The organism is Ignavibacteriota bacterium (genome assembly GCA_016707525.1).
Classification (GTDB): domain Bacteria; phylum Bacteroidota; class Ignavibacteria; order UBA10030; family UBA6906; genus JAGDMK01.
In genome coordinates, this window is sequence record JADJHP010000013.1 from 1 (window position 1) to 22460 (window position 22460).

Below are 22460 nucleotides of genomic sequence, written 5' to 3' on the forward strand. Positions count from 1 at the left end.
CGCTCGGAGGAAAGGAACTTTCCGGTATGCCTGCGAGCTCGTACGCAACGGGCGCATCGGCAAGGTGCATACCGTCCGCGTCGGGCTTCCGGATGGCTTCAGCATCAGCGACAACGGCGGCTATCATGTCACCACGCCTCCGCCGGGCTTCGACTATGAGATGGCGGCTCAGTCCGGCGCCGAAGACGCCGTACATCCCCAACCAGTTGCTCTGGAACTTCCGGTGGATCAGCGATTACGGCGGGGGACAGCTCACCGACTGGGCCGGCCATCATTGTGACATCGCGCAGTGGGGCATGGGCACGGAGTTGAGCTCGCCCGTGGAGATCGAAGGGGTCGCGGAATACACGGACGCCGCGGATGGGCTGTTCGATACGTCCACGAAGTATTCGTTCACCTGCAAGTATGCCGAAGGCTTCACGATGATCGTCGCGGACCGCACGAAGCAGCCGAAGGGGCGCCCGCAGGCGTGCCACGGTTCGGAGGGGCTGAGGATGGATCTGGAGTCGAGCGCGGCGGCGTCCTCGAAATCCTCGATTCCCGGCGTCACTACACCGGTGGACCGGGCCAAACGAGATCCACCCTGTACAAGGGCGACGACCATCGAAGTTTGAAAAAAGCGGCGGTGTCAAGTTTTGTGTTGGCGCGGCGTAGAAGTTCCCTGATTGCGTGCGCAACGCCGAAGACCATCACCCCGGCGGAAGTGGCACCGGTCGACAGATCGGCCATCCTAGTATCATCGCCATGAAGCTCGGGAGGAAGGTGCAGTGGAACCCCGCCACCGAACGGCCGTGAACGACCCCAAGCAGACCGGCTCTCGGCGCACCATGCGTACTTCTGGCATCTGTGATCACTTGATCTGACAAGCGAAAGAAACATCTGACCTCCACCATCATCAAACATCTGTGCATCACCGCGGTGCTGCTGTTCACCGCCGCGGACATCCTGCAGGCGCTGAGATCCCCTGCCGCCGGATCTGCAGCGCATGGAAGCGGCCGCGCCTGTCCGCGCGACCGTCCAACCCGCAAAGCCCCGCAAGCCGCTGGTCCCACCTCTCGCAGGGTATCAGCACAGCCCATCGAACTGCCACCGCCACGCTGGAAGATCCTGGCGAAGAAGACCGGGGCCTTCTGGAGGAGACGTTCAGCGTAGACACCACTATCTTCTCCGCCCGCGCCACTGGGAAGCAGTTCCACGGCATCCTCTTCAATAATACCACATGGCTGTGTTGTCCGACCCGGCAGTCGAAAGAGCATCGTGGACTTCGGCGCGGAATGGCGGCGGTATCATGGGTATCCACGCCGCCGTGGACAACTTCTGGCCCCGGCCGGGAGGAAGGAGATGTTCGGCGGCTGGTTCGATGGCCATCCACCTGACCGGCGACGGCACAGCCCGCTGAATCCTCGAAGACCCGGCCACCCGCTCGCGCGAAACCGTTCGGCGGAAGAACTTCAGCGATCCATGACGAACTCTACCGCATCGCACCGGTGAAGCTGCGCGACAACTGCTGTGTGCTGATGCGCATCGACTCAACGATCCGCACACCGCACGGCGCCGGCATGCGGCCGTCGGACCGCGACCTGCCGATCAGCTGGATCCGCAACTTCCGCGAAGGCGTGTTTTTCTGTCTCGCTCCGGACACAACGACGAGGTTCATGGAACCCGGCGGTGCTGCAGGCCACTACCTCGAGGCACCAGCGCCTCGGCGATCTGCCGGCCGATGCGACCCCGCGGCCGTTCGATCCCGATGATCATGCTGCGACACCGATTCGCTGCATCGCCCTCGCGGGATCGCCCGTATGAGGCGGGCACGAGCCGCTATCCATGATCGTGCCCGACAGGGTCTGCGCCGTGCAGGGAATGCACCGGCGGTGCGCGGACGCAGGTCGAAACAGGGCAATGCTGACGGCGCTCTGCGGCCGGGGCCACGGCGGAAGGGAAGCGGTTCCCTCTGTACGCGGCTGGCGGAATTCGGCACCGATGCCTCAGTTCCGCTGCTTGCGGCGATGCTCAAGAAGCCTGAGACATTCGATGTGGCGCGGTATGGCTCGAAGGCATTCCCCGGGAAGGTGTCGGAACGGGTCCCGCTCGATGCCGATGGATGCGGCAACCGGCGACCAGCTCATCGCGCCTTCGTGAACACCATCGGCAACCGACGCATCGGCCCACGACCCTGACGTTGAAGCGCTTCTCGCCTCTCGACGCCACGCTGGCATCCGCCGCGGCATCGTCGCTGGGAAGGATCGGCACCGTGCAGTCGCTGGATGCCCTCACAGCTTCCCGCACAGCCACGGCCGGTGTGGGTGCGGGAGAGTGTATCGAAGGGGATGCAACCCGCGGCAGATCTCCCGCCGCAGCAGGTGAAAGGGTCGCCGCGCAGGCGGCGTATCGCACCCTCCTCGGCGCGGAATGCCGGCACCGCTCCGTGCCGCGTGCCGTGCGGGGCGTGGTGCACGGGGAGTTCTTGGGATGACCGATGCGGTGATGGGTATCCTCGCGGGGAAGGACGAGGTTGCGCGTACGTCGGTGCTTGAAGCAGTGCAGCAGATGCCGTCCGGCGAGACCGTCCGCCGCATCGCAGGAATGCTTCCGCAGCTCTCCGATGGCGAGAAGGTGAGACTGATCTCGGCACTCGCGAAGCATCCCGAGCCGGCCATGCGTGATATCGTCACGGGTGCGCTCAAAGACAGATCCACCGCTGTGCGTGTTGCGGCATTGAGGACATTGCGCGTGATCGGTACCGCAGCGGCCGTCCGCCCCATGGCCGCTGTTGCCGTCGCCTCCAAGGCGGAGGAACAGCGCGAAGCCCGCGAAAGCCTTGCGATGCTCGGCGCTCCGGGCACCGATGATTCGCTTGTCGTGCTGTTGCGCGGCACGCAGAACGATCTGAAGGCCGAAGCGGTGAAGGCGATGCGGGAACGGCGCGTGCCGGCATCGGCCGGGCCGCTCGTTGTTGCATTGCAGGACCGCACCCCGAGGGTCCGCCAGGAAGCAGCCCTTGCGCTCCGCCTGATCGCCCAGGACGGCGACATCCCCGAAATGCTGGGCGCCCTGCAGTCCGAGAAGACGGACGCCGTACGGAAGGAGCTCGAGAACAGTATCGTGGCAACAGCGCTCAGGGTCAACGATCCCGCGCAGCGCGATCCGCTCGTCATCGGTGCTCCGGGACAGCGAACGACCGTGAACAGGTCGTCGCTCATCCGGATCCTCGGGCGTATCGGTACCCCCAGGTCTCGCGACGATCGTGCCCGCGCTGAAGGACCGTGACAAAGAGGTCATGATGGCGACCGTCCGCCACTCTCCGAGTGGCCGACGCCGGCAGCATACACCGATCTGCACGCGCTCGCAACGACATCCACCGACCGCACCGTGCGCACCTTGCGGTGCGTGGTGTCGTGCGTACGACAGGGCTGGATACTTCGCTCACCCGTGATGCGAAGCTCGGGCGGTACCGTGAGGCGTTCGGACTGACGAAGGATGCCGAAGAGAAGAAGCAGTTGCTGGCCCTGATGGGTGCTGCGCCTTCGCTCGCGGCATTTGACATGACGGCGGAGTGCCTGAAAGAGCCCGCGTTGAAAGCCGATGCGGAGATCACGCTCGTCACCATCGCCGAGCCGATCGCGAAGGACCACCATGCGGCGATCGCACCCCTGCTGGAACGTCTCGTGTCCTCCACGAATCCGACGGTGGTGGAGAGAAGCAAGAACCTGCTGGCCCGCATCGCACAGTTGACCGGCAAGAAGTAACAGAACACGGATGATCAAAGTGTAGCACACGCTGAAAGGAAGAGCATGAACCTCAACAAGATCCTGAATACCGTACTTCCGGTGTCCCTGGCGCTCGGCCTCGCTGCCTGCGCCACGACACGAGATGCCGTCGGCGAGCCGTGGCGGGCGATGCCCCTCATGGGCGATTGGAGGGGATATCGTGTCCCGCCGCCGGCACCGTCCTTCCGCTCGCCGTGCAGCTCGTTTCCTACGGCGAAAACACCCATCAAGCCACCTTGTCACTGAGAGTCTTTCGAGCAGCGCGATCCGGAACGGTTCGTCCTTCCGTTACGGAAAGACGGTGATGCGCTGTCCACGTCTTCGGATCCCGGCTTCCGCGCCTCGATCAGGGATGGCGTGATCAACGGCTCGTCGCCCCGCGGCAACATCGCCAGCTTCACCCTGCGCAGGGTGCAGCGCACATCGCCGACCCTGGGCGCGCAGCCGCCTGCGGGTGCGGTTGTGCTGTTCGACGGCAAGGACCTCTCGCAGTGGAAGGTTGCCGGTAAAGAGGAACGCCCCGCGGCCTGGAAGCTCGCGGACGGCGCTATGGAAGTCGCGCCGAACGGCGGGACGATCGTGACGAAGAAAGCGTTCGGCGATTGCGACCTGCACCTCGAGTTCCGCACGCCGTTCATGCCGACCAAGCGCGGACAGGAGCGCGGGAACAGCGGCGTGTACATGCAGGGACGGTACGAGATCCAGTGCTGGACAGCTACGGCCCTCGCGGGCGAGGGACAACGAATGCGGCGGCATCTACAAGGTGGCACAGCCGCGCGTGAACATGTGTGCGCCTCCGGGACAGTGGCAGACCTACGATATCAGCTTCCGCGCGCCGCGCTTTGACGCGGCCGGGAACAAGACCGCATCGGCCATGGTCACCGTCCGACACAACGGCGTCATCATCCACCAGAACCTCGCCATCCCCGGCCCTACCGGCGGCGCGCTCGATGAACGCCCTTGTCCCAGAACCGGGTGGATTGTGCCGGCACAAGGACCACGGCGATCCGGTGCAATACCGGAACATCTGGCTTGTCGAGCCCGCGAACGCAAACGGACGTTGAATCAAGGAGCAAGCATGAGTGATCTGCGTGTCATCGTCATAGGATGCGGGAACATGGGCTCATCCCATGCCCGCGCCTATGCCGCAGTAGAGGGATTCGCCCTCGTAGGACTCGTTGACCGCGACGAAGCACGGGCGCAGCGGCTTGCGGCGGAGACCGGCAACCCGGCGGTGTATACGGACATGGACGTGGCGATGGGGCAGGCGCTCCCGGATGTCGTGTGCATCTGCACCTATCCGGATACCCACCATGCGCTCGTGATGAAGTGCCTGAAGCCGGGAAGCACGTCTTCGTGGAGAAGCCTGGCGCAGACGGTTGCGCAGGCGGAAGAGATCGCCCGCATGGCATAAACTGCCAGGCGCAAGGTGGTCGTTGGCTATATCCTGCGGCATCATCCCGCCTGGCAACGCTTCATCGCAGAAGCACGCACGCTCGGCAAGCCGCTGGTCATGCGGATGAACCTGAACCAGCAGAGCAGCGGGGCCGAGTGGGAGGTGCACAAACGGCTGATGAAGTCCATGTCGCCGATCGTCGATTGTGGTGTTCACTATGTGGACATCATGTGTCAGATGACACAGGCCGAGCCCATGCGGGTTACGGCCATCGGCGCGCGCCTGACCGAAGAGATCGCAAAGGACATGTACAATTACGGTCAATTGCAGGTCGTCTTTGCCGACGGCTCGGTGGGATGGTATGAAGCAGGGTGGGGTCCTATGATGAGCGAGACCGCGTATTTCGTGAAGGATGTGATCGGGCCGCACGGTTCCATAAGCATCGCCGACAAGCGGGATACAGATTCCTCGGACATCGACTCGCACACGAAACAAGCCGTCTCCTGAAGCACGACGCGGTCACACACCAGAACCTGACCATTGACACGAGCGATGAGCCGGGTCACCAGGGTCTCTGCGATGCAGAGCAGCGGTATGTGCTGCGTGCGATCCGGGAGGACCTGGATCTGACAGACCACCTGAACGATGCGGTGAACAGTTTGCGCATAGTGCTTGCCGGTGACGAATCCGTCCGCACCGGCGCAGTTGTCTATCTGAAGACAAAGGAGCAACAATGAAACAAACGAACTTTGCGAGCCTCAGCGCCATGATGTTCCTGGAGTTCTTCGTCTGGGGTGCATGGTACGTCACCGTCGGCAACTACATGGCCGCCGTCGGCATGAAGCGATGCGGATCTTACTGGGCGTACACCGTCACCCCATCGGCGCGATCGTCTCGCCGTTCTTCCTCGGTATGGTCGCCGACCGCTTCTTCTCCACGGAGAAGGTGCTTGGCGTCCTGCACATCATCGGCGGCATCGCCATGCTTGCTGCACCGGTCGCCGCCGAACGCAGGAGAGGCCGGGCATCTTCATCATCCTTCTGCTCGTGCACATGCTGCGCTTACGTGCCCACCGTCGGACTCGCAAACGCTCGCGTTCCATCATATCTCCGATCAGGAGAAGCAGTTCCCGGTTGTCCGCGTGTTCAGGACCATCGGCTGGATCGTGGCGGGGGTGCTTAGGCATGGTGCTCGGCGCCGACAAGACCGACGTGCCGTTGCGGGTTGCGGGCATCGCCGGACTCGTGATGGGCGTGTATGCGTTCTTCCTCCCCCCACCCCGCCCTCACCCAGAAGGCAGTCTCCTTCCCTAGAGATCGCCAGTATCGATGCCCTTGGCAAGCTCTGGAGTCCGTCGTTCCTCCGTGTTCATCGTCGGCTCGTTCCTCATCTGCATTCCGCTCTCGGCGTACTATGCGTACGCACCGGTGTACGTGTCCACCAGCGGTGTGAGAACCCTGCGTTCCGGATGTCGTTCGGACAGATGTCCGAAGCGTTGTTCATCCTGGCCCTGCCGCTCTTCTTCCGGTGGATGGGCATCAAGTGGGTGCTCGTGATCGGCATGCTTGCCTGGGTCCTCCGCTACGTTCTGTTCGCTCTCGCCGCGCCGGCCAGCGTTGTCTGGATGATCATGGGCGGCATCCTCCTGCACGGCATCTGCTACGACTTCTTCTTCGTGACCGGCCAGATCTACGTGGACAAGGTCTCGACGCCCGCCATCCGCGGGCAGGCACAGGGGTTCCTGGTGCTCATGACGTACGGCATCGGGATGCTCATCGCGGCGGCATGGCGCAGTGGCAGAACTTCCGGGCCATCCCGCGGTGATCGCCGGGTGATCTGGTGGTCTTCACGATGTTCTTCAGAACGCGGAGCCGGCCGCTGCCGGCGCAACGAAGGATAGGTGCATCATGGGATCTTCACGCCGTTCATTCCTCAAGCAGGCGGCCGCGGCAGACTGCTACGATCGTCCCCGGCATGTGCTGGGCGGACAGGGCTTCACCGCTCCCAGCGATCAGCTCACCAAAGGCATCATCGGCATCGGCGGCATGGGCCGTTGGCATCTCGGTGAAACGGGCGACCGTCTGATCGCCGTCTGCGATGTGGACGAGAACCACCTCCAGCACGGGGTGCGCGTCGGCGGTACCGGCGTGAAAGGGTACCACGATTTCCGGGAGTTCCTGGAGAACAAGGACATCGACGTCGTGCACATCGCTACCCCGCCGCACTGGCACGGGCTCATGGCCATCGCCGCGGCACGTGCAGGGAAAGATATCTGGTGCGAGAAGCCCATGACACGCACCATCGCGGAGGGCGAGAAACTCATCGAGCCGTGCGCACGCACGGACGCGTGCTGCGGGTGAACACCTGGTTCCGCTATTCCAAGGAGATCTTCTACGGCTGCGGCATGATGGTGCGCGACATGAAGAAGATCGTGGACAGCGGCATTCTCGGGAACCCGCTCCGCGCCACGATCAGCGGCGCCACCGGCTTCGAATGGAAGTTCTACTGGGTGGCAAGACCGACCTCACTCCCGAATGGATCCCGGAAGCACTGGATTATGATGTGGCAAGCGGCCCGGCGCCGTACAAACCGTATCACCCCCACCGCGTGCCGACCTTCCGCGGGTACTGGGATTACGATGGCGGCGGACTCGGGGACATGGGTCAGCACTACATCGATCCCGTGCAGTACATTCTCGGGAAGGACAATGAGAGTCCGGTGGACATCATCCCCGATTCCGATCAGCAGCATCCCGATGCCGCCGGTTCGTTCCGGAAGATCACCATCCGGTACGCCGACGGTACGGAGATCATTCTGGACGGCGTGAACAACACCGGCGACGGCGCGTTCCTGGAAAGGCCCGAAGGGGCGTTGTACAAGGACATGCGGTGCAGCGTGCCCGGCGTGAAGGATGCCGTTGCCTCCATGCCCGACCACGAGCCGCCGATCACGGACTTCAGGGAGTCCGTGCGCACGCGGAAGGACTTCCCGCTGAACGAGCGCAACGCTCATCGCTCGGCCTCGCTCGTGAACCTGGCGAAGATCGCCTGGCAGCTCGGGCGCCGCATCCAGTTCGATCCGGTCACCCAGCGCTGTCCTGGCGATGATGCGGCCAACCGCCTCATCGACCAGCCCATGCGCGCACCATGGACACTGCAATGATGGAGAACGCCCCGATGAAGCAGATCAGAATGGTCCTTGTCCTCGCGGGCCTCGCAGCAGGCATTGCCGGCTGCGGCTCCACGCAAACGTCGCTGCCGGCGGCAGCGAAGCAGCAGTTCACCGTCGCCGAGTTGACCGGCCGACTTCCCGCGCGGGATACGCTTGAAGCGCGGTGGATCTCCGGCGAGCTCATCACGGCCGGCCCGGAAGCCGTTCAGGAGTTGTGCGCGAAGGTCGCCGACCGCGACAGCGCCACCTCCCTGCGTGCCGTGTATGCGGTCAGCGGATTGACGTCGTACGTGAACGGCCGCGGCAGCGAAGCCGAGCGGCTGCTGTTCACCGCGGCCGTGACGCGTGCCCTGCAGAAGTCTGCCGGACCGGAGCACGCCGTGTTCCTGATGGAACAGTTGAAGTCCGCCGGCCGTGCGGAATCGCTCGAGCCGCTGTCGCGGTACCTTGGTGACGAACGGTTGTGCGAACCCGCAACGCAGGCCATGCTTGCCATTGGCGGCACTGCGGGGACGTATTTCCTGAACGCGTTGCCGGCCTCTGCCGGGAAGCCACGCCTCACGCTCATCCATGCTCTTGGCGAGATGCGCACGGCAGCGGCGACGCCGCTTCTGCTTGAGGAATCGCGGAATGAGTGGCGTTCGCGTTCCGTAGCGGCATTGGATGCGCTGGCCGGCATCGGCGATCCGCGCGCGGAAGACACCCTGCGTGCCGTGCTCACACAGCCTGTGGGGAACAGAGCTGCAGGCCTCCTCAGGCTCCTCACGTACGCAGAACGCCGGCTTGCCCTGAGTGACGGTGCCGCAGCGAACAAGATCGCAACGGATGTCCTTGCGGCGACCGCATCCCCTGATGAAGAAGCCTACCGTGTTGCAGCCCTCGAACTCCTTGTGCGTGTGAACGGCGAAAAGGCTCTCGACAAATTGGTCACAGCATTTGCCGATACATCGGCGGCGGTGCAGGGCGGTGTGTTGCGCATCGCGAACCGGGTCCCGGGTCAGCGGTCACCGCACGGTGGGTGGGTCAGCTTGCACGGCCCCCGCACCTGTGCGGATGCGCATTCTCAACATGCTCGGGGATCGTGGCGATCCGACCGCGAGTGCCGCGGCCATCGCATCGATCAACGACGCCGACCCGATGGTGCGCAACGCCGCCATCAACGCGTCGGTGAAACTCGATCCACAGAAGACTGTGCCGGCCCTCCTGGACCGCCTGAAGAAGACCGATGAACCTGCCGATGTTGCGGCGGTACGGGAAGCCCTGGCACGCATCCCCGCTGCACAGGTCGCAGCCCCGGCGGCGGCCGCGCTTGCCGGTGTCGGTCCGCGCGGTGCGGTGGCACTGCTGGATCTCCTCGGGTCCATGAAGGCCCCGGTGCCGTCGGCGCCGGTGCTTGCCCTTACGAGCGATACCCGCGCACCGGTCCGTGGTGCAGCGATCAGGCCCTCGGCTCGATCCTCGCACCGGCGGAAGCAGGTGCACTCGTTGAGATCGTTGCCAAAGGAAAGTCCGATGTGGATCGTTCCCTCGCCGCAAAGAGCCTGGCGATGGTGGAAGAGCGGAACCACGACCGTGAGGCGCGTGCTGTTCCGGTGATCGACCGGCTCGCCACGGCCGCTTCGGCCGAACGGCCGGACCTGCTCAAAGCACTCGCGCGCATCGGGGGAACCCGTGCATTGCGTGTCGTAGCCGAACAGGGGAAGAGCAAAGACCCCGATACGAAGGATGCGGCATTGCGTGCGCTCACGGATTGGTCATCATTGGAAGCATTCGACAGCCTCATCGTGCTCGCGCGCAGCAAGGAGAAACTCCCCGTGCGCGTGCTTGCGCTGCGTGCCTGCGTCCGTCTTGTGGAGGCATCCCCGTGCAGCGCGGTAACGGCAGTGCGGTATCACGAACGGACCCTTGCGGCCGCCGAACGCATCGAAGAGAAGCGGCTCGTGCTGGGTGCGCTTGCGAACCTGAACTCGCCTGATGCTCTCCGGCTCTTGGTGCCGTACATCGAGGATGATTCCCTCGGACTCGAAGCAGCCGCTGCATCCTGGAAGATCGCGAAGACGCAGAACGACCCCCGTTCCGCAGATGCGGTACGGCGGCTCATCGAGCCGCGCATCAAGTCGCATTTCCGTGCCCAGGCGTCGCGCATGTTCGATGCGCGCGAAGGGCTGAACGATGCGCCGGAAGGATTCCGGCCATTGTTCAACGGCAGGGACCTCACCGGTTGGAAGGGGCTCGTGGAGAACCCCGGTGTGCGCGCGAAGATGACGCCGGAAGAACTCGCTGCTGCCCAGGCGAAGGCGGATTCGAGCATGCGTGCGCACTGGTCGGTGGTGGATGGCGTCCTGGTCTTCGACGGCAAGGGCGAGAGCCTCTGCACCCTGAAGGACTACATGGACTTCGAGATGCTTGTGGACTGGAAGATCGAGAAGCTCGGAGACAGCGGGGTCTATCTCCGCGGGAGTCCGCAGGTGCAGATCTGGGATCCGGCGCAGTGGCCGGAAGGTTCGGGCGGCCTCTATAATAATCAGCGCGGTGCGTCGCATCCGCTCGTCATCGCCGACAAACCGATCGGGGAGTGGAACACCTTCCGGATCACGATGATCGGCGACCGTGTGACCGTGCGGCTGAACAACGTGCTCGTGGTGGACAATGTGCCGCTGGAGAACTACTGGGACCGCTCGATCCCGATCTTTCCGTCCGGACAGATCGAGCTGCAATCGCATAACAGTCCGCTGTACTTCCGGAATGTGTTCATCCGGGAGATCCCGCGGAAGCAGACCGTCTCCGGCGAGGCCATCCCGCTGTTGAACGGAAAAGACCTCACCGGGTGGGAAGTGATCGAGGGGAAGGCGGAATCCTGGGGCGTGCGGGATGGTATTCTCTACACCACCGGGGAACACGGCGGCTGGCTCTCCACGTTGAAGGAATACGACAACTTCCAGCTCGACCTCGACTTCAAGGTCGTGGCCGCCGGGCAACAGCGGCGTGTTCCTCCGTTCCCCGCACAAGGGTGATCCGGCCTATGTGGGGATGGAGATCCAGGTGCTGGATGACTATGCACCGGTGTATGCTACGCTGAAGCCATGGCAGTACACCGGCAGCATCTACGCCGTGCAGGCGCCGTCCTCGCGTGCCACGAAACGCGCCGGCGAATGGCAGCATATGCAGATCACCGCACAGGCGACGCATGTTAAGGTCGTCCTGAACGGCACCACCACCATTGATACCGATCTGCTGCAGCATATGGATAAAGAAAAGGAACATCCCGGGCTCAAGCGGCGCAAGGGCTTCATCGGCCTGCAGAACCACAGCACCCGGGTGGAGTACAGGAATATCACGATCCGAGAACTGGAGTAGAGACGCGACGATGACGGATATGCAACGACGGAGTTTTCTCCGCTATGCGGCAGCGACCGGTGCGGGACTGCTGCTTGCCTCACGACGAGGCCCTGGGCGGTGAAGAACCGTCCCCATCCGATGACCTGCAGATCGCGCTGATCGGTGCGGGTGCGCAGGGACAGGTGCTGATGAACGCCTGTCTCAAGATCCCGAATGTCCGCTTCCGGGCGGTCGTGGACGTCTGGGAGGCGTACAACCTCCGGCGTGCACACCGCATGCTCCAGAAGTTCGGGCACAAGGCGAACGCGTACATCGACTACCGCGAGATGCTTGCGAAGGAGAAGGGTTTGGATGCGGTGCTCATTGCCACGCCCGACTTCTGGCATGCCGAGCATACGGTGGCGTGTCTCAACGCCGGTCTGCATGTGTACTGCGAGAAGGAGATGTCCAATACTCTCGACGGTGCACGCAGGATGGTGATGGCCGCGCGGCAGACGAAAAAGCTCCTCCAGATCGGTCATCAGCGGCGAAGCAATCCGCGCTATCTGCATTGCTACAAGAAGCTGATCAAGGACGCGAAGCTCCTCGGGCGCATCACTGCGATCAACGGACAGTGGAACCGCTCCGTGCAGCCGGACAACCGCTGGCCGAAGGACGCAGTGGTCGGTCAGGCCGTGCTGCAGCCGTTCGGGTTCAAGTCCATGCACCAGTTCCGCAACTGGCGGTGGTACAAAGGCCTGGGCGGCGGGCCCATCGTCGACCTCGGGTCGCACCAGATCGACATCTTCTCGTGGTTCCTTGGCACCAATCCGCACAGCATCGTAGCCAGCGGTGGGACGGATTACTACGACAAGGCCACGCACGAGTGGTACGATACCGTGCTTGCCACGCTGGAGTATAACACGCCGGCCGGCAAGGTGCGCGCGTTCTACCAGACGCTGTCCACGAACAGCAATCAGGGGTACTTCGAGACGTTCATGGGCGATCAGGGAACGCTTGCCATCTCCGAGTCGGGTGGGCGGGGCGGCGTGTACCGCGAACCCGCGGCGCCGGAATGGGAGAAATGGGTATCGATGGGCTATCTGAAGGCCCCCGCGGCCGAACCGAAGAAGGCAGCGAGCGAGGCGGTGCTGGATGTGCGCGAGACCCCTCGCCGCCGGCGCATGAGATCCCGGTGAAGTTCGACGATCCGCACCAGCCGCATCTGGAGAACTTCTTCAATGCCGTGCGGGGAAAGAACCGTTGAACTGTCCGGCGGAGATCGGCTACGAGACCGCTGTGACCGTGCTGCGTATCAATGATGCCATCGAGCGGGGCGCGAAAGTGACCCTCGAACCGTCGGCATTCAGGATCTGACAGGATGCGCACCATGACCCTACGATCAGTGATCCTGTTGTGCATGGCGGCGACGGCTCCGGCCCTCGCGCAGAAACCGGACTTCATCGGTGATGCGCCCGACGGCACGCGCTCCGCTCCCGTGCATCTCATCCGCATCTATGATGAGAACGGCGTGTTGATCACGCCGGGCGATACGCCGGCGATGCCGTATTCCCCGCGCACCACGTGCGGCAAGTGCCATGACTATGCGAAGATCCGTCACGGCTGGCACTTCAATGCGGCGGATTCGGGTGCGGCGACCGGACGTCCGGGCGAACCGTGGATCCTGGTGGATCGCGGGGCGGGCGTGCAGGTGCCGCTCTCCTATCGTCCGTGGAAAGGGACGTTCCAGCCCGGGCAATTCGGACTCACCACGCTCGGCTTCCTGAAATCCTTCGGGCGTCATGTGCCGGGGGGCGGGGTAGGCGAGATGGAAGAGAAGCGGGACCAGCGCGACTACGTCCGCTGGGAGATCTCCGGCTCGCTCGATGTGAACTGTCAGAGTTGCCACAATGCCGATCCGGCGCAGCATCCGGCCGAGTACGGCGTGCAGGTAGCGCGGCAGAACTTCCGGTGGGCACCGGTCGCATCGGGCGGCTTCGCGATGGTGCAGGGGTCGGCAGGTGAGATGCCGGATAACTTCGACATGTTCACCAGCGTACCGCCCGAGGCGTCGGACAAGGTACCGCCGGGTGTGCGCTACAACGCCGGGAAGTTCGATGCGTCGGGCAAGGTGTTGTTCCAGGCCGTGCGTTCCATTCCGCCGTCGCAGTGCTACTTCTGTCACTCGTCCAGGGTCATCGATACCAGTGTGAAAGAGCGCTGGCAGAAGGACGGGGATGTGCACATCAGTGCGGGGATGATCTGCGTGGATTGCCACCGGAACGGGCTCGACCACCAGATGGTGCGCGGGTATGAAGGCGAGGCCGTGCAGGGGTCGCATGCAACGCTCACCTGTCGCGGGTGCCATCTCGGTGACGCGGAGACCGGCGGACGCCGGCGCGCGCCGCATCCGGAGCACAAAGGCATACCCCCGGTGCATTTCGAGAAGCTCTCGTGCACCACCTGTCATTCAGGTCCGATGCCTGAGGATGCGACCACATTGGTGAAGACCCTCGCGCGCATGCGCTGGGGATCCCGAAAGCATCACGTGACGACGATGCCCTGCCGCACATCACCACGCCCGTGTACGTGAAGGACGCCGATGGCGTGTATGAGCCATCGAACCTCGTGTGGCCATCGTACTGGGCATTCGCAACAGACACCGCCGTGGTTCCCGTGCTGCCCGATCGCGTGAAGCCGCTCATCGCTGCATTGCATGAAGGCGACAGCACGTACGTTCCCGGCCGCTGGCCCCGGTTCACAAGCGACGAAGTGGCGAAGGTACTGCGCGGTCTGTCGGCGATGGACAGCAGGGCCGGTGATCCGGTGTACATCAGCGGTGGGCGGGTGTTCCGGATGTCGTCGGAAGGAAGACTCCTCAGCCGCGATGGTGACGCTGCGCAGCCGTACCTCTGGCCCATCGCGCATGATGTGCGTCCGAAGGATCAGTCGCTGGGTGCGCGCGGATGCGACGACTGTCATGCGCCCGGCGGGCCGTTCTTTGCGGGCACCGTTCTCTCCATGTCGCCCTTCTTTGCAGGCGACGACACCACGGCGAGCATGACCGCGTTCCAGGACCAGGGGCCGGTGTATCCGTGGCTGCTCCACCTCCTTCTATTTCCGTCCGGTGCTCAAGGCGTTCATCATCCTCGCATTCCTCATCATCGCGGCGGTCGTGCTGCTGCATATCATGCGCGGGATCGGGTACGTTGTACGCGCGTTCGGCAAGGGAGGTGCGCGATGACATTCGCGATCATCAGCATCCTCGTTGCCGTCACGGTCAAGGGTTTGATCGCGCGCGATGCCCGGCGCCGTTTCGGCTCGTGGGTACGGCGCGCGGCAGGTCATCATCACCGCGGTACGTTCGGCATTCACTACCGGTGATGCGGTGGGGAAGGGGTGGTGGCCGCGGACCATCGCCGGAGCGCGGCAGGCAGCGTATCTTTCGTCGGCGGTCCTTGCATGCATTCTTGCCATCACCGGGTTCATCCCGGCGGTGCTCACGGCGTCGTCGCCCTCCGGGACGCTTCTGTTGATCCACATGATCGCCGCCCCGTTGTTCGCGTTGACTCTTGCGGCAGCATCGCTCCTCTGGTCGCACGATCAGCAGGTGCGTGAAGAAGATCTCCCGCATCTTGCGCAGGTGGTGCGGACCGGCAACCTGTACGGGGCCGTAACGCTGTCGGCGGTAGCGCGCGCGTTGTACTGGCTCATCCTCGTGCTTGCACTACCGTTGTTGCTGTCGATCATTCTCTCGCTCTTCCCCCTGTTCGGTACGGAGGGGGAGCACTGTCTGATCGGGCTGCACGGATACAGCGCTCTCGCGCTGATGGTGCTGGCGCTTCTTCACGGATATATTCGTATCTTACTGACGCTCTCAGGAACACATCAAGGTTGATGGAGGAACAAACAGTGAAGACTACAGGAGTACTCATCATTGCACTGGTGCTGGCAGCGGCACTGATGATCGTTGCATGCGGGAAGACCCCGGAGAAGCAGGAGACCCCTGCAGCCGGACAGACCGCGGCACCGGCACCCGCCGGGGACCAGCAGCAGGCGACGCCGTCGCAGCCGGCAGGCACGACCGAACAGGCCGCACCGCAGACCGCGGCCCCGGCAGGGAACGAGCAGCTCGTGCCCATTGACATCAAGCTGCCCAAGCCCATGTTCGTCGGGACACCGACGAACATCGCCGTCCCCAACCTCGAGAAGCCTCTCGGGAAGCCGCGTCCGGCGTTCATCGCCCCCGCAGGGACGAAGAATGTGGCGGCCGGCAAGCCGGTCACCAGTTCCGACGAACTGCCCACCATCGGTGAGCTGACGATGGTCACCGATGGCGACAAGGACGCTGCCGAGGGAAGCTACGTGGAACTCAGGCCGAAGCTGCAGTACGTCACCATCGATCTCAAGACGCAGCACACCATCTATGCCGTGGTCATGTGGCACTTCCACAAGCAGGCGGTGGTGTATCATGATGTCATCGTGCAGGTCGCGGACGATCCGGATTTCGTGACGAACGTGCGGACGATCTTCAACAACGACATCGACAACACGGCGGGCCGCGGCGTGGGCAAGGACATGAGCTACATCGAGACCTCCGAAGGAAAGCTGATCGATGCGAAGGGTGTACAGGGGCGGTACGTGCGACTGTACAGCCGCGGCAACACCGCGAACGAGCTGAATCATTATATCGAAGTTGAGGTATTCGGCAAAACGGTCAAATGAACCGTGGTGCGCTGATCCTTCTGGCCGTGCTCCTGGCAGGCGCGCTCCTGCGCCTGCCGGACCTGGCCGTCCGTCCCATGCACACCGATGAGGCCGTGCATGCGGTCAAGTTCGGTACCCTCCTCGAGTCCGGCGACTACCGGTACGACCCCTACGAGTATCACGGTCCCACGCTGAACTATCTCACGCTCATTCCTGCGTGGGTGAGTGGCGTGCGCACGTACGCTGCGCTGCAGGAGTGGCACATGCGCGTCGTCCTGCCGTGTGTGGTATCCTCCTGATCGCGGTGTTCCTCCTGTTCGATCCTCACCGTACGCGCTGGCCCGTGTGGGCCGCCGTGCTGGCCGCGGTCTCTCCTGCGATGGTGTTCTACAGCCGCTACTACATCCAGGAGATGCTTCTCATCTTCTTCACGCTGTGCTTTGTCGCGGGTATCTACCGTTACACACAAGCGCGCACGAGGGGATGGGCTGCATTCACGGGCATCGCTGCCGGACTCATGTTCGCGACGAAAGAAACGAGCGTCATCACGTTCGGGGTGGTCGGGGCGGCATGCATCGCCGTGTGGTTCATGCAGAGGCGACGGGGCGTGAGGTCGTCATTACCCCCACTCGCGCACTCGCTCATTGCCGTCGGGGCAGTGCTCATCGTGATCATAGCGCTCTTCTCCTCGTTCGGCAGGAACCCCCGGGGTGTGCTGGATGCCTTCGACACATTCGCGGTGTATGTGGAACGTGCAGGGACGACCGGTCGCCATCTTCATCCCTGGTATTACTATCTGCAGATACTGGGGTGGTCGCACGCGCCCGATGGGCGTTTGTGGACCGAAGCCGGGATCCTGTTGTTCGCCGGCGCAGGGTTCGTGCGGGTGTGGAAGGAACGATTCACGGTTGGCGATCCCACGGCCGTGTTCCGCGCAGCCACGGCGATCGCCACGGTCCTGACGCTTGTCATCATTTCGGTGATGCCGTATAAGACCCCGTGGGTCATGCTCACTCCATTGCTCGGGCTGATCATCATGGCTGGGAGCGGCATCGAATCGTTCGTTGCGGGGGCTGACCGGATGCGCGCGGTGCGGTTCGTACTCGTGGCGGGGATCGTGGTCCATCTCGGATGGGAAGCCTGGAGTGCATCGTTCGCGCAGGCGGACCGGCCCGGCAATCCCTATGTCTACGCACATCCGACAGGTGATGTTGTCGAGATCGGCAAAGCCGTGAGTGCGCTGGCGGCGGCATCTGCATCGCCGGTCAACGTGGTGGTATATTACCAGGACGGCGACTACTGGCCGATGCCGTGGTACCTCCGGACGATATCGCATACAGGTTGGTGGTCTTCGGTTCCCGACTCGCTGCCCCGGGCGGATATCGTGCTGGTATCGCCTGAGCTCGAAATGGCGCTCACGGCCGCACTGTATGAACGCGCGGCTCCGGGTGAGCGGCCGTTGTACGTGACGCTCTTCGGCAGGCCGGCCTACGTCCGTCCGGGGCGTGAGATCCGTGTGTACACCACGCTGGCATTGCGCGAGCTGGGACAACGCTCCGGAGGGAAATGATGACCGCGCCTGCCATGCACCGGCACTCCCATCATGCCATGGCCACCCTCTTTGAGGTGTTCATCGCTGGTGAGGATCCCGGCTTCGCTGCCGGCGCCGCACAGGCCGCCTTCGATGAGATCGACAGGCTGGAGCAGGAACTCAGCCGGTACCGTCCGAACAGCGACATCGCACGCATCAACAATCTTCCACCAGGCGGAGAGACGCGCGTCAGCGCCGACACCTTTGCCTGTCTGCAACTCGCACAACAGTATTGGAGAGCCACGAACGGGGCAATCGACATCACCTTGGGTGCGCTCATGGATGCATGGGTGGCGCCGGACAGGTCGTTGAAGGATCCTGATCCCCGCGAGGTCGAAGAAGCTGTCCGCCGGTCCGGCATGCACCTCCTCGCACTGGATGAAGAGACCTATCTTGTGGGGGTGGGCGACCATGTGCCGCGGATCGATCCGGGGGCGATCGGAAAAGGCTACGCCGTGGATGCGTGCATCGAGCTCCTGCATGAATGGGGTGTCGATGCTGCGCTCGTCCATGGCGGGACGAGCACCGCGAAGGGATATGGCCACGCATGGCCGGTGACGGCGAGCAGCTTTGCGGATCCGTCGCGCGTTCTCAGGGAGTTCACGCTCGATGCGATGGCGTTGAGCGGATCGGGCATGAAGAAGGCCGTCACATCATCGACACGCGGACCCACCAGCCGGTGGGCGGCCGGCATGCGGCCTGGTGTGTGTGCCATCGGCAACGGAGAGCGATGCGCTCTCCACGGCGTTCATGGTGATGTCCACGTCGGAGATCGCTGCATTCTGTGGCTCGCGCAGTGACATCAGGCCATTGTCATTGAGGCCGATGGTGCGTCGGGCGAACGGGTGGTCAGTTACGGTGGGAAAGCGGCTGACGCGCCGGATGGCAAGAAGGTCGGTGAGGACCTGCATGGCATGGGTGCGCACGTTCAGGCGGCTGTCCCTGTCGCAGCTCCATGACACAGGAACTCCGTCACGCGGTGCCCTGTATGAGAGCCATGACGAGCACTTCCACGTCGAAGAGGAAATGTTCGGTCGTGCAGCGGGAGAAGAGGGAGAGGGCGACATCGCCCTTGTACACTTTGAAGCCGCACTGTGTGTCGGTGAGGTTCTCCGGGAGAGAGAGTGCGCGGCGGAGCAACCACCGGACCATGCGGGAGAGCGTCTGCCGCCAGGGGTCCTGTGCCTTCTCGATCCTGCTTTCCGGCAGCCAGCGCGAGCCATGCGCGAGTTCACACTGTCCGCTCCTTATGAGCGCGAGTCCCCGGAGCGCATCGGCGTACGGCACCGTCAGTCCAGCGTCCGCGAACATCACGAACATCCCCTCGGACTTCATGATCCCTGCGCACCGCGGCGCCCTTGCCGGCGTGGTGCTGGAGCGTGATCACCGTGAGGGGTATGCGGAACTGCAGCATCCCCGCAGGGGCGGCATCGCCCGTGCCGTCCGTGCTGCCGTCGTCCACCACGATGATCTCGCCGGCGATGTTGTTGTCGGCGAGGAATATGCCGGCCGCGTCTACATCGGCAGCGATCTTGCGTGCTTCGTCGTAGGCCGGTATGATGATCGATAGCTCCATTGTAGGGATAAGATACGGGAAAGAGTTGTGAATATCCCCTTTTCATCACCGTTCCAGCCATCGATCGAGACCGGGTCGTCCTTGACTTTGGAATGAAACGGTGGGATATTGTGTTTGCTTCTGTAGTCTCCGGCCGGGGATCGGCCTGCCCGCGGTTTCCTGCGTGAATCATTGCTCCGGAACAAAACCACAGGTCCTGATGGAACGACTATGTGCGGTTGAGATTGTGGCCGACATTCCGGCACAGTACCGTGGCACACCGATCGCGGACATGCTGGAGTACCACAACCTGGACCGGCCATACCAGACCTACACGAATTCGCAGCTGTTGATCGGAATGTGCATGGACAACCGGAAGCACCTGCATATCCCGGACAACTTCGCGTACATCATCCGTTCGGGCGGCGCGAACCTCCGCTACAGCGAGTTCAAGGTGTCGTATGCGATCGGGGTCGGCGGTGTGCGGTGCATCGCGCTGGTGGGGCACGACCAATGTGGTATGGTGAACCTGGTTGCGCGACGGCAACTTTCGTCGACGGACTCGTTGAACATGCGGGATGGACGCTCCAGGCCGCCGAGGAGCATTTCAACACGTTCGCTCCGATGTTCGAACTGACCAACGAAGTGGATTTCATCCTCAGCGAAGTGCAGCGGCTGCGGTCGCGGTATCCCGCGATCCTTGTGGCACCGATGATCTACAGGATGGAAGACAACCGGCTCTACATGATCCGCGAAAGCTGACGGTCAGGCCACCGGCATTCACCAACGCAGACAGGAGTAACTGTGGAAGAGACGAAGGATACCGGGGAAACAGGTGCGAAGAAACGTCAGCAGGGACGGGCGCTCGCCGTGAGCATAGGCGTCGGTGTTGCCATCGGCGCGGGCGTCGGCGCTGCAACGGGCGATATGGGGCTGTGGCTTGGCATAGGCGTTGCGATCGGTGCAGGGCTCGGAAGCGCTCTCCATGCCAGAGATGCGGGATCATCACAGAACAAACATGATTCATGACAGAGGTGGTACCATGACACGATCGAAACGCGGTGTGCTGGCAATGCTGATAGGAGGAAGTCTCATGGTCGCTGGTCTTCAGCAATCGGATGCGCAGGGAAAGGTCGAGACGGGATTCCTCAACCGCACGGTGGATGTGAAGGGGGCGACATACAAGTATCAGGTCTATGTGCCGGCGGAGTATGCGTCGCAGCAGCAATGGCCGGTGATCCTGTTCCTGCACGGTGCCGGCGAGCGCGGTAAGGATGGCCTGCTGCAAACGCAGGTCGGGTTGCCCGCCGTGATACGCGGCGATGTGAAGAAGTATCCGGCCATCGTGGTGATGCCGCAGGTGCCGCCGGATTCGATGTGGTCGGGTGATCCGGCTGAAGCGGCGATGCTGGCGCTCGAAACGACCCTGAAGGCGTATGCCACGGATGCGGACCGGGTGTATCTCACCGGGTTGTCGATGGGCGGGAATGGCTCATTCTATCTCGGGTACCGCTTCGCGGAGAAGTTCGCAGCCGTGGTCCCCATTTGCGGTTGGATCACGCCGTGGAGTGAGCACTGGCATCCGGTGGATGTGGTGGCGCCCGGCGATGAGGCAACGGCATTTGAGCGGACGGCACAGAAACTGGCGAAGACGCCGGTGTGGATCTTCCACGGCGAGATGGACAACGTCGTGCCCGTGGGGCAGTCGCGCAAGGCTGCCGAAGCCCTGATGAAGGTCAACCCGCAGGCGAAGTACACCGAGGTCGCAGGAACGGGGCACAATTCCTGGGACAACACCTACAACTCAGCATCATTCATTGCGTGGCTGTTCGCACAGAAAAAGCACTGACAGTTTGGAGGAACGATCGATGTTCTCAACATTGAAGATACCACTCATTGCACTCGCGGTCCTGCTGTTCTGCGCATTCATCATGGCGGGATGTTTCCCCGGCGGACAGTCCTTTTCGGAGAATGAACCGGCAGGGTTCTTCTCAGGCATCTGGCATGGATGGATCGCGCCCATTTCGCTGATCGTCGGCTTCTTCGACAGCTCCATCCACATTTATGAGGTCCGGAATACCGGGTGGTGGTACGAGCTGGGTTTCTACATCGCTGTCATATCCGGGTTCGGCGGCATTGCGTTGACGAGGCGGAAGAAGAAGAAAGACAACTGAGGCGTCTGATGGAAGCAGAAAAGGACGGCACATGCCGTCCTTTCGCTTCAGAACATCACGGTGGCTACAGGGCGATCACGCATCGGTGCCTGCCCCCTTCAATGCTGCTTCGTATGCTGCAATAAGCTCGGCCGGCGCCGGAACCGGCCGCCGTGTTGCCAGATCCACGAAGATCCCCTCCTGCGTCCCCGTGCAGCAGACCTTCTCGCCGGCACGGATCTCCAAAGCCGATCTGCCACTTCGACCTCCCCATCGTTTCGATCCACGCCTCACCCGTTGGTTGGTCCTGGATCGTGATGGGCCATCGGTAGTGAATATCCGTGTGTGCAAGGATCGGCGTGACCCCGGCGGCGAGCATCACCCTCAACGGGTGATACTTCTCGAGGAATGCCGTGCGCAGATCTTCGAACCAGCGCACGTAGACGATGTTGCTCACGATCCCCATGGCGTCGATATCGTATGCAGGCACGGTGAAGGCCAGGCTGATCTGCAGACTGTGAGGTTGTCGGGTGGGGGAATTCATAGATATTTCCGATGGTCAATTCAGGGATACCATCATCAAGATACAAAGAATAGAGAAGAGAAGCGCCGTGCGATTGCACTTGGTTGGGGCGTGAGGTATCTTCAGTGATCCGCGGACGCCCGCCGTTGCGGGACCTGCACGTTCACACGGACATCACTACTTCTCTTTTTTCTACCGGGGGTGATCATGAACGGTCTGTTCCGCTCCATCCCGGCACTCTGTTGTGCCGGATTCATCACGCTGCTCCAGAACCCGATG

At 62.9% G+C, this 22460-nt stretch carries 26 protein-coding genes and 4 pseudogenes; 26 read left to right on the forward strand and 4 right to left on the reverse strand.

The window, feature by feature from the left end; translation table 11 throughout:
- Positions 1-155: 155 nt before the first annotated feature.
- A complete protein-coding gene (locus IPI01_18035) occupies positions 156-614 on the forward strand; it encodes a hypothetical protein (protein MBK7259660.1) in 459 nt (152 codons plus the stop codon).
- 857 nt (positions 615-1471) lie between these two features.
- On the opposite strand, the gene IPI01_18040 is transcribed toward IPI01_18035, so the two are convergent.
- On the reverse strand, positions 1472-1657 hold the full coding sequence (locus IPI01_18040) for a hypothetical protein (GenBank protein MBK7259661.1): 186 nt from the start codon (positions 1655-1657) through the stop codon (positions 1472-1474).
- A gap of 142 nt (positions 1658-1799) precedes the next feature.
- Here IPI01_18040 and IPI01_18045 point away from each other — a divergent pair, with 142 nt between their 5' ends.
- The 21 genes and pseudogenes from IPI01_18045 (at position 1800) to IPI01_18145 (ending at position 18750) form a co-directional block, all read left to right on the forward strand.
- The gene (locus IPI01_18045) at positions 1800-2177 is read left to right on the forward strand and encodes a hypothetical protein (GenBank protein ID MBK7259662.1); all 378 of its coding nucleotides are present in this window, start codon (positions 1800-1802) and stop codon (positions 2175-2177) included.
- A 2-nt stretch (positions 2178-2179) separates the two neighbouring features.
- Positions 2180-2473 (forward strand): hypothetical protein, encoded by a 294-nt coding sequence (locus IPI01_18050; GenBank protein ID MBK7259663.1) that lies wholly within the window; start codon positions 2180-2182, stop codon positions 2471-2473.
- Positions 2470-3267: a HEAT repeat domain-containing protein gene (locus tag IPI01_18055; GenBank protein MBK7259664.1), complete on the forward strand. Its 798-nt coding sequence runs from the start codon at positions 2470-2472 to the stop codon at positions 3265-3267. The genes IPI01_18050 and IPI01_18055 overlap by 4 nt, the downstream gene beginning before the upstream one ends.
- A 128-nt stretch (positions 3268-3395) precedes the next feature.
- Positions 3396-3746 carry a hypothetical protein gene (locus IPI01_18060; protein ID MBK7259665.1) on the forward strand — a complete coding sequence of 117 codons (351 nt, stop codon included), beginning with the start codon at positions 3396-3398 and terminating at the stop codon, positions 3744-3746.
- A 45-nt stretch (positions 3747-3791) separates the two neighbouring features.
- Entirely contained in the window at positions 3792-4013 is a 222-nt protein-coding gene (locus IPI01_18065; protein ID MBK7259666.1) for a hypothetical protein, read from the forward strand.
- Between the two features lie 111 nt (positions 4014-4124).
- Positions 4125-4613, forward strand: a complete 489-nt coding sequence (locus tag IPI01_18070) for a DUF1080 domain-containing protein (protein ID MBK7259667.1) — start codon at positions 4125-4127, stop codon at positions 4611-4613.
- Positions 4614-4845: 232 nt separating this feature from the next.
- Positions 4846-5900: pseudogene (locus IPI01_18075) on the forward strand (Gfo/Idh/MocA family oxidoreductase).
- Positions 5897-7063: an MFS transporter gene (locus tag IPI01_18080; protein ID MBK7259668.1), complete on the forward strand. Its 1167-nt coding sequence runs from the start codon at positions 5897-5899 to the stop codon at positions 7061-7063. Before IPI01_18075 ends, IPI01_18080 begins: the two are co-directional and overlap by 4 nt.
- 7 nt (positions 7064-7070) lie before the next feature.
- Positions 7071-8325 (forward strand): annotated as a pseudogene (locus IPI01_18085) (Gfo/Idh/MocA family oxidoreductase).
- A 1077-nt stretch (positions 8326-9402) separates the two neighbouring features.
- A complete protein-coding gene (locus tag IPI01_18090) occupies positions 9403-9930 on the forward strand; it encodes a HEAT repeat domain-containing protein (protein MBK7259669.1) in 528 nt (175 codons plus the stop codon).
- Positions 9849-11348 carry a DUF1080 domain-containing protein gene (locus IPI01_18095; GenBank protein ID MBK7259670.1) on the forward strand — a complete coding sequence of 500 codons (1500 nt, stop codon included), beginning with the start codon at positions 9849-9851 and terminating at the stop codon, positions 11346-11348. The genes IPI01_18090 and IPI01_18095 overlap by 82 nt, the downstream gene beginning before the upstream one ends.
- Positions 11320-11691: a DUF1080 domain-containing protein gene (locus tag IPI01_18100; protein ID MBK7259671.1), complete on the forward strand. Its 372-nt coding sequence runs from the start codon at positions 11320-11322 to the stop codon at positions 11689-11691. The genes IPI01_18095 and IPI01_18100 overlap by 29 nt, the downstream gene beginning before the upstream one ends.
- A 10-nt stretch (positions 11692-11701) precedes the next feature.
- Positions 11702-11794, forward strand: coding sequence for a twin-arginine translocation signal domain-containing protein (locus IPI01_18105; protein ID MBK7259672.1), 93 nt, complete (start codon positions 11702-11704; stop codon positions 11792-11794).
- Positions 11766-12851, forward strand: coding sequence for a Gfo/Idh/MocA family oxidoreductase (locus IPI01_18110; protein MBK7259673.1), 1086 nt, complete (start codon positions 11766-11768; stop codon positions 12849-12851). Before IPI01_18105 ends, IPI01_18110 begins: the two co-directional genes overlap by 29 nt.
- Before the next feature lie 191 nt (positions 12852-13042).
- Positions 13043-14245, forward strand: coding sequence for a hypothetical protein (locus tag IPI01_18115; GenBank protein MBK7259674.1), 1203 nt, complete (start codon positions 13043-13045; stop codon positions 14243-14245).
- On the forward strand, positions 14236-15036 hold the full coding sequence (locus IPI01_18120; protein ID MBK7259675.1) for a hypothetical protein: 801 nt from the start codon (positions 14236-14238) through the stop codon (positions 15034-15036). The genes IPI01_18115 and IPI01_18120 overlap by 10 nt, the downstream gene beginning before the upstream one ends.
- A 4-nt stretch (positions 15037-15040) precedes the next feature.
- On the forward strand, positions 15041-15550 hold the full coding sequence (locus IPI01_18125; GenBank protein MBK7259676.1) for a hypothetical protein: 510 nt from the start codon (positions 15041-15043) through the stop codon (positions 15548-15550).
- 266 nt (positions 15551-15816) lie between these two features.
- A complete protein-coding gene (locus tag IPI01_18130) occupies positions 15817-16377 on the forward strand; it encodes a hypothetical protein (protein MBK7259677.1) in 561 nt (186 codons plus the stop codon).
- Positions 16374-16658, forward strand: a complete 285-nt coding sequence (locus IPI01_18135) for a hypothetical protein (protein MBK7259678.1) — start codon at positions 16374-16376, stop codon at positions 16656-16658. The genes IPI01_18130 and IPI01_18135 overlap by 4 nt, the downstream gene beginning before the upstream one ends.
- Positions 16616-17929 (forward strand): TIGR03663 family protein, encoded by a 1314-nt coding sequence (locus IPI01_18140; GenBank protein ID MBK7259679.1) that lies wholly within the window; start codon positions 16616-16618, stop codon positions 17927-17929. Before IPI01_18135 ends, IPI01_18140 begins: the two co-directional genes overlap by 43 nt.
- Positions 17926-18750, forward strand: coding sequence for an FAD:protein FMN transferase (locus tag IPI01_18145; protein ID MBK7259680.1), 825 nt, complete (start codon positions 17926-17928; stop codon positions 18748-18750). Before IPI01_18140 ends, IPI01_18145 begins: the two co-directional genes overlap by 4 nt.
- A gap of 172 nt (positions 18751-18922) precedes the next feature.
- Here the strand turns inward: IPI01_18145 and IPI01_18150 are convergent, their stop codons facing one another.
- Both IPI01_18150 and IPI01_18155 read right to left on the reverse strand, forming a co-directional pair.
- Positions 18923-19285, reverse strand: coding sequence for a hypothetical protein (locus IPI01_18150; GenBank protein ID MBK7259681.1), 363 nt, complete (start codon positions 19283-19285; stop codon positions 18923-18925).
- Positions 19182-19526: a glycosyltransferase gene (locus IPI01_18155; GenBank protein MBK7259682.1), complete on the reverse strand. Its 345-nt coding sequence runs from the start codon at positions 19524-19526 to the stop codon at positions 19182-19184. The genes IPI01_18150 and IPI01_18155 overlap by 104 nt, the downstream gene beginning before the upstream one ends.
- Before the next feature lie 199 nt (positions 19527-19725).
- Between IPI01_18155 and IPI01_18160 the strand changes: the two are divergent.
- The 4 genes and pseudogenes from IPI01_18160 to IPI01_18175 all read left to right on the forward strand — a co-directional run bounded on the left by IPI01_18160 (position 19726) and on the right by IPI01_18175 (position 21679).
- Positions 19726-20267, forward strand: a pseudogene (locus tag IPI01_18160) (carbonic anhydrase).
- A gap of 42 nt (positions 20268-20309) precedes the next feature.
- Positions 20310-20534 (forward strand): hypothetical protein, encoded by a 225-nt coding sequence (locus tag IPI01_18165; protein ID MBK7259683.1) that lies wholly within the window; start codon positions 20310-20312, stop codon positions 20532-20534.
- A gap of 13 nt (positions 20535-20547) precedes the next feature.
- Complete coding sequence (locus tag IPI01_18170; GenBank protein ID MBK7259684.1) at positions 20548-21354, forward strand: prolyl oligopeptidase family serine peptidase; 807 nt, start codon at positions 20548-20550, stop codon at positions 21352-21354.
- Between the two features lie 19 nt (positions 21355-21373).
- The gene (locus IPI01_18175; protein ID MBK7259685.1) at positions 21374-21679 is read left to right on the forward strand and encodes a hypothetical protein; all 306 of its coding nucleotides are present in this window, start codon (positions 21374-21376) and stop codon (positions 21677-21679) included.
- A gap of 75 nt (positions 21680-21754) precedes the next feature.
- Here the strand turns inward: IPI01_18175 and IPI01_18180 are convergent.
- Positions 21755-22202 (reverse strand): annotated as a pseudogene (locus IPI01_18180) (acyl-CoA thioesterase).
- Positions 22203-22460: the final 258 nt, after the last annotated feature.

Excerpts from the sequence above, each read along its gene's own strand:
- IPI01_18080 (MBK7259668.1), top strand. The coding sequence starts at position 5,897 with ATGAAACAAACGAACTTTGCGAGCCTCAGCGCCATGATGTTCCTGGAG.
- IPI01_18170 (MBK7259684.1), top strand. The coding sequence starts at position 20,548 with ATGACACGATCGAAACGCGGTGTGCTGGCAATGCTGATAGGAGGAAGT.
- IPI01_18175 (MBK7259685.1), top strand. The coding sequence starts at position 21,374 with ATGTTCTCAACATTGAAGATACCACTCATTGCACTCGCGGTCCTGCTG.
- IPI01_18155 (MBK7259682.1), bottom strand. The coding sequence starts at position 19,526 with ATGGAGCTATCGATCATCATACCGGCCTACGACGAAGCACGCAAGATC.
- IPI01_18150 (MBK7259681.1), bottom strand. The coding sequence starts at position 19,285 with ATGAAGTCCGAGGGGATGTTCGTGATGTTCGCGGACGCTGGACTGACG.
- IPI01_18105 (MBK7259672.1), top strand. The coding sequence starts at position 11,702 with ATGACGGATATGCAACGACGGAGTTTTCTCCGCTATGCGGCAGCGACC.
- IPI01_18090 (MBK7259669.1), top strand. The coding sequence starts at position 9,403 with ATGCTCGGGGATCGTGGCGATCCGACCGCGAGTGCCGCGGCCATCGCA.
- IPI01_18135 (MBK7259678.1), top strand. The coding sequence starts at position 16,374 with ATGAACCGTGGTGCGCTGATCCTTCTGGCCGTGCTCCTGGCAGGCGCG.
- IPI01_18065 (MBK7259666.1), top strand. The coding sequence starts at position 3,792 with ATGAACCTCAACAAGATCCTGAATACCGTACTTCCGGTGTCCCTGGCG.
- IPI01_18040 (MBK7259661.1), bottom strand. The coding sequence starts at position 1,657 with ATGAACCTCGTCGTTGTGTCCGGAGCGAGACAGAAAAACACGCCTTCG.
- IPI01_18115 (MBK7259674.1), top strand. The coding sequence starts at position 13,043 with ATGACCCTACGATCAGTGATCCTGTTGTGCATGGCGGCGACGGCTCCG.
- IPI01_18130 (MBK7259677.1), top strand. The coding sequence starts at position 15,817 with ATGTTCGTCGGGACACCGACGAACATCGCCGTCCCCAACCTCGAGAAG.
- IPI01_18045 (MBK7259662.1), top strand. The coding sequence starts at position 1,800 with ATGAGGCGGGCACGAGCCGCTATCCATGATCGTGCCCGACAGGGTCTG.
- IPI01_18145 (MBK7259680.1), top strand. The coding sequence starts at position 17,926 with ATGATGACCGCGCCTGCCATGCACCGGCACTCCCATCATGCCATGGCC.
- IPI01_18055 (MBK7259664.1), top strand. The coding sequence starts at position 2,470 with ATGACCGATGCGGTGATGGGTATCCTCGCGGGGAAGGACGAGGTTGCG.
- IPI01_18035 (MBK7259660.1), top strand. The coding sequence starts at position 156 with ATGAGATGGCGGCTCAGTCCGGCGCCGAAGACGCCGTACATCCCCAAC.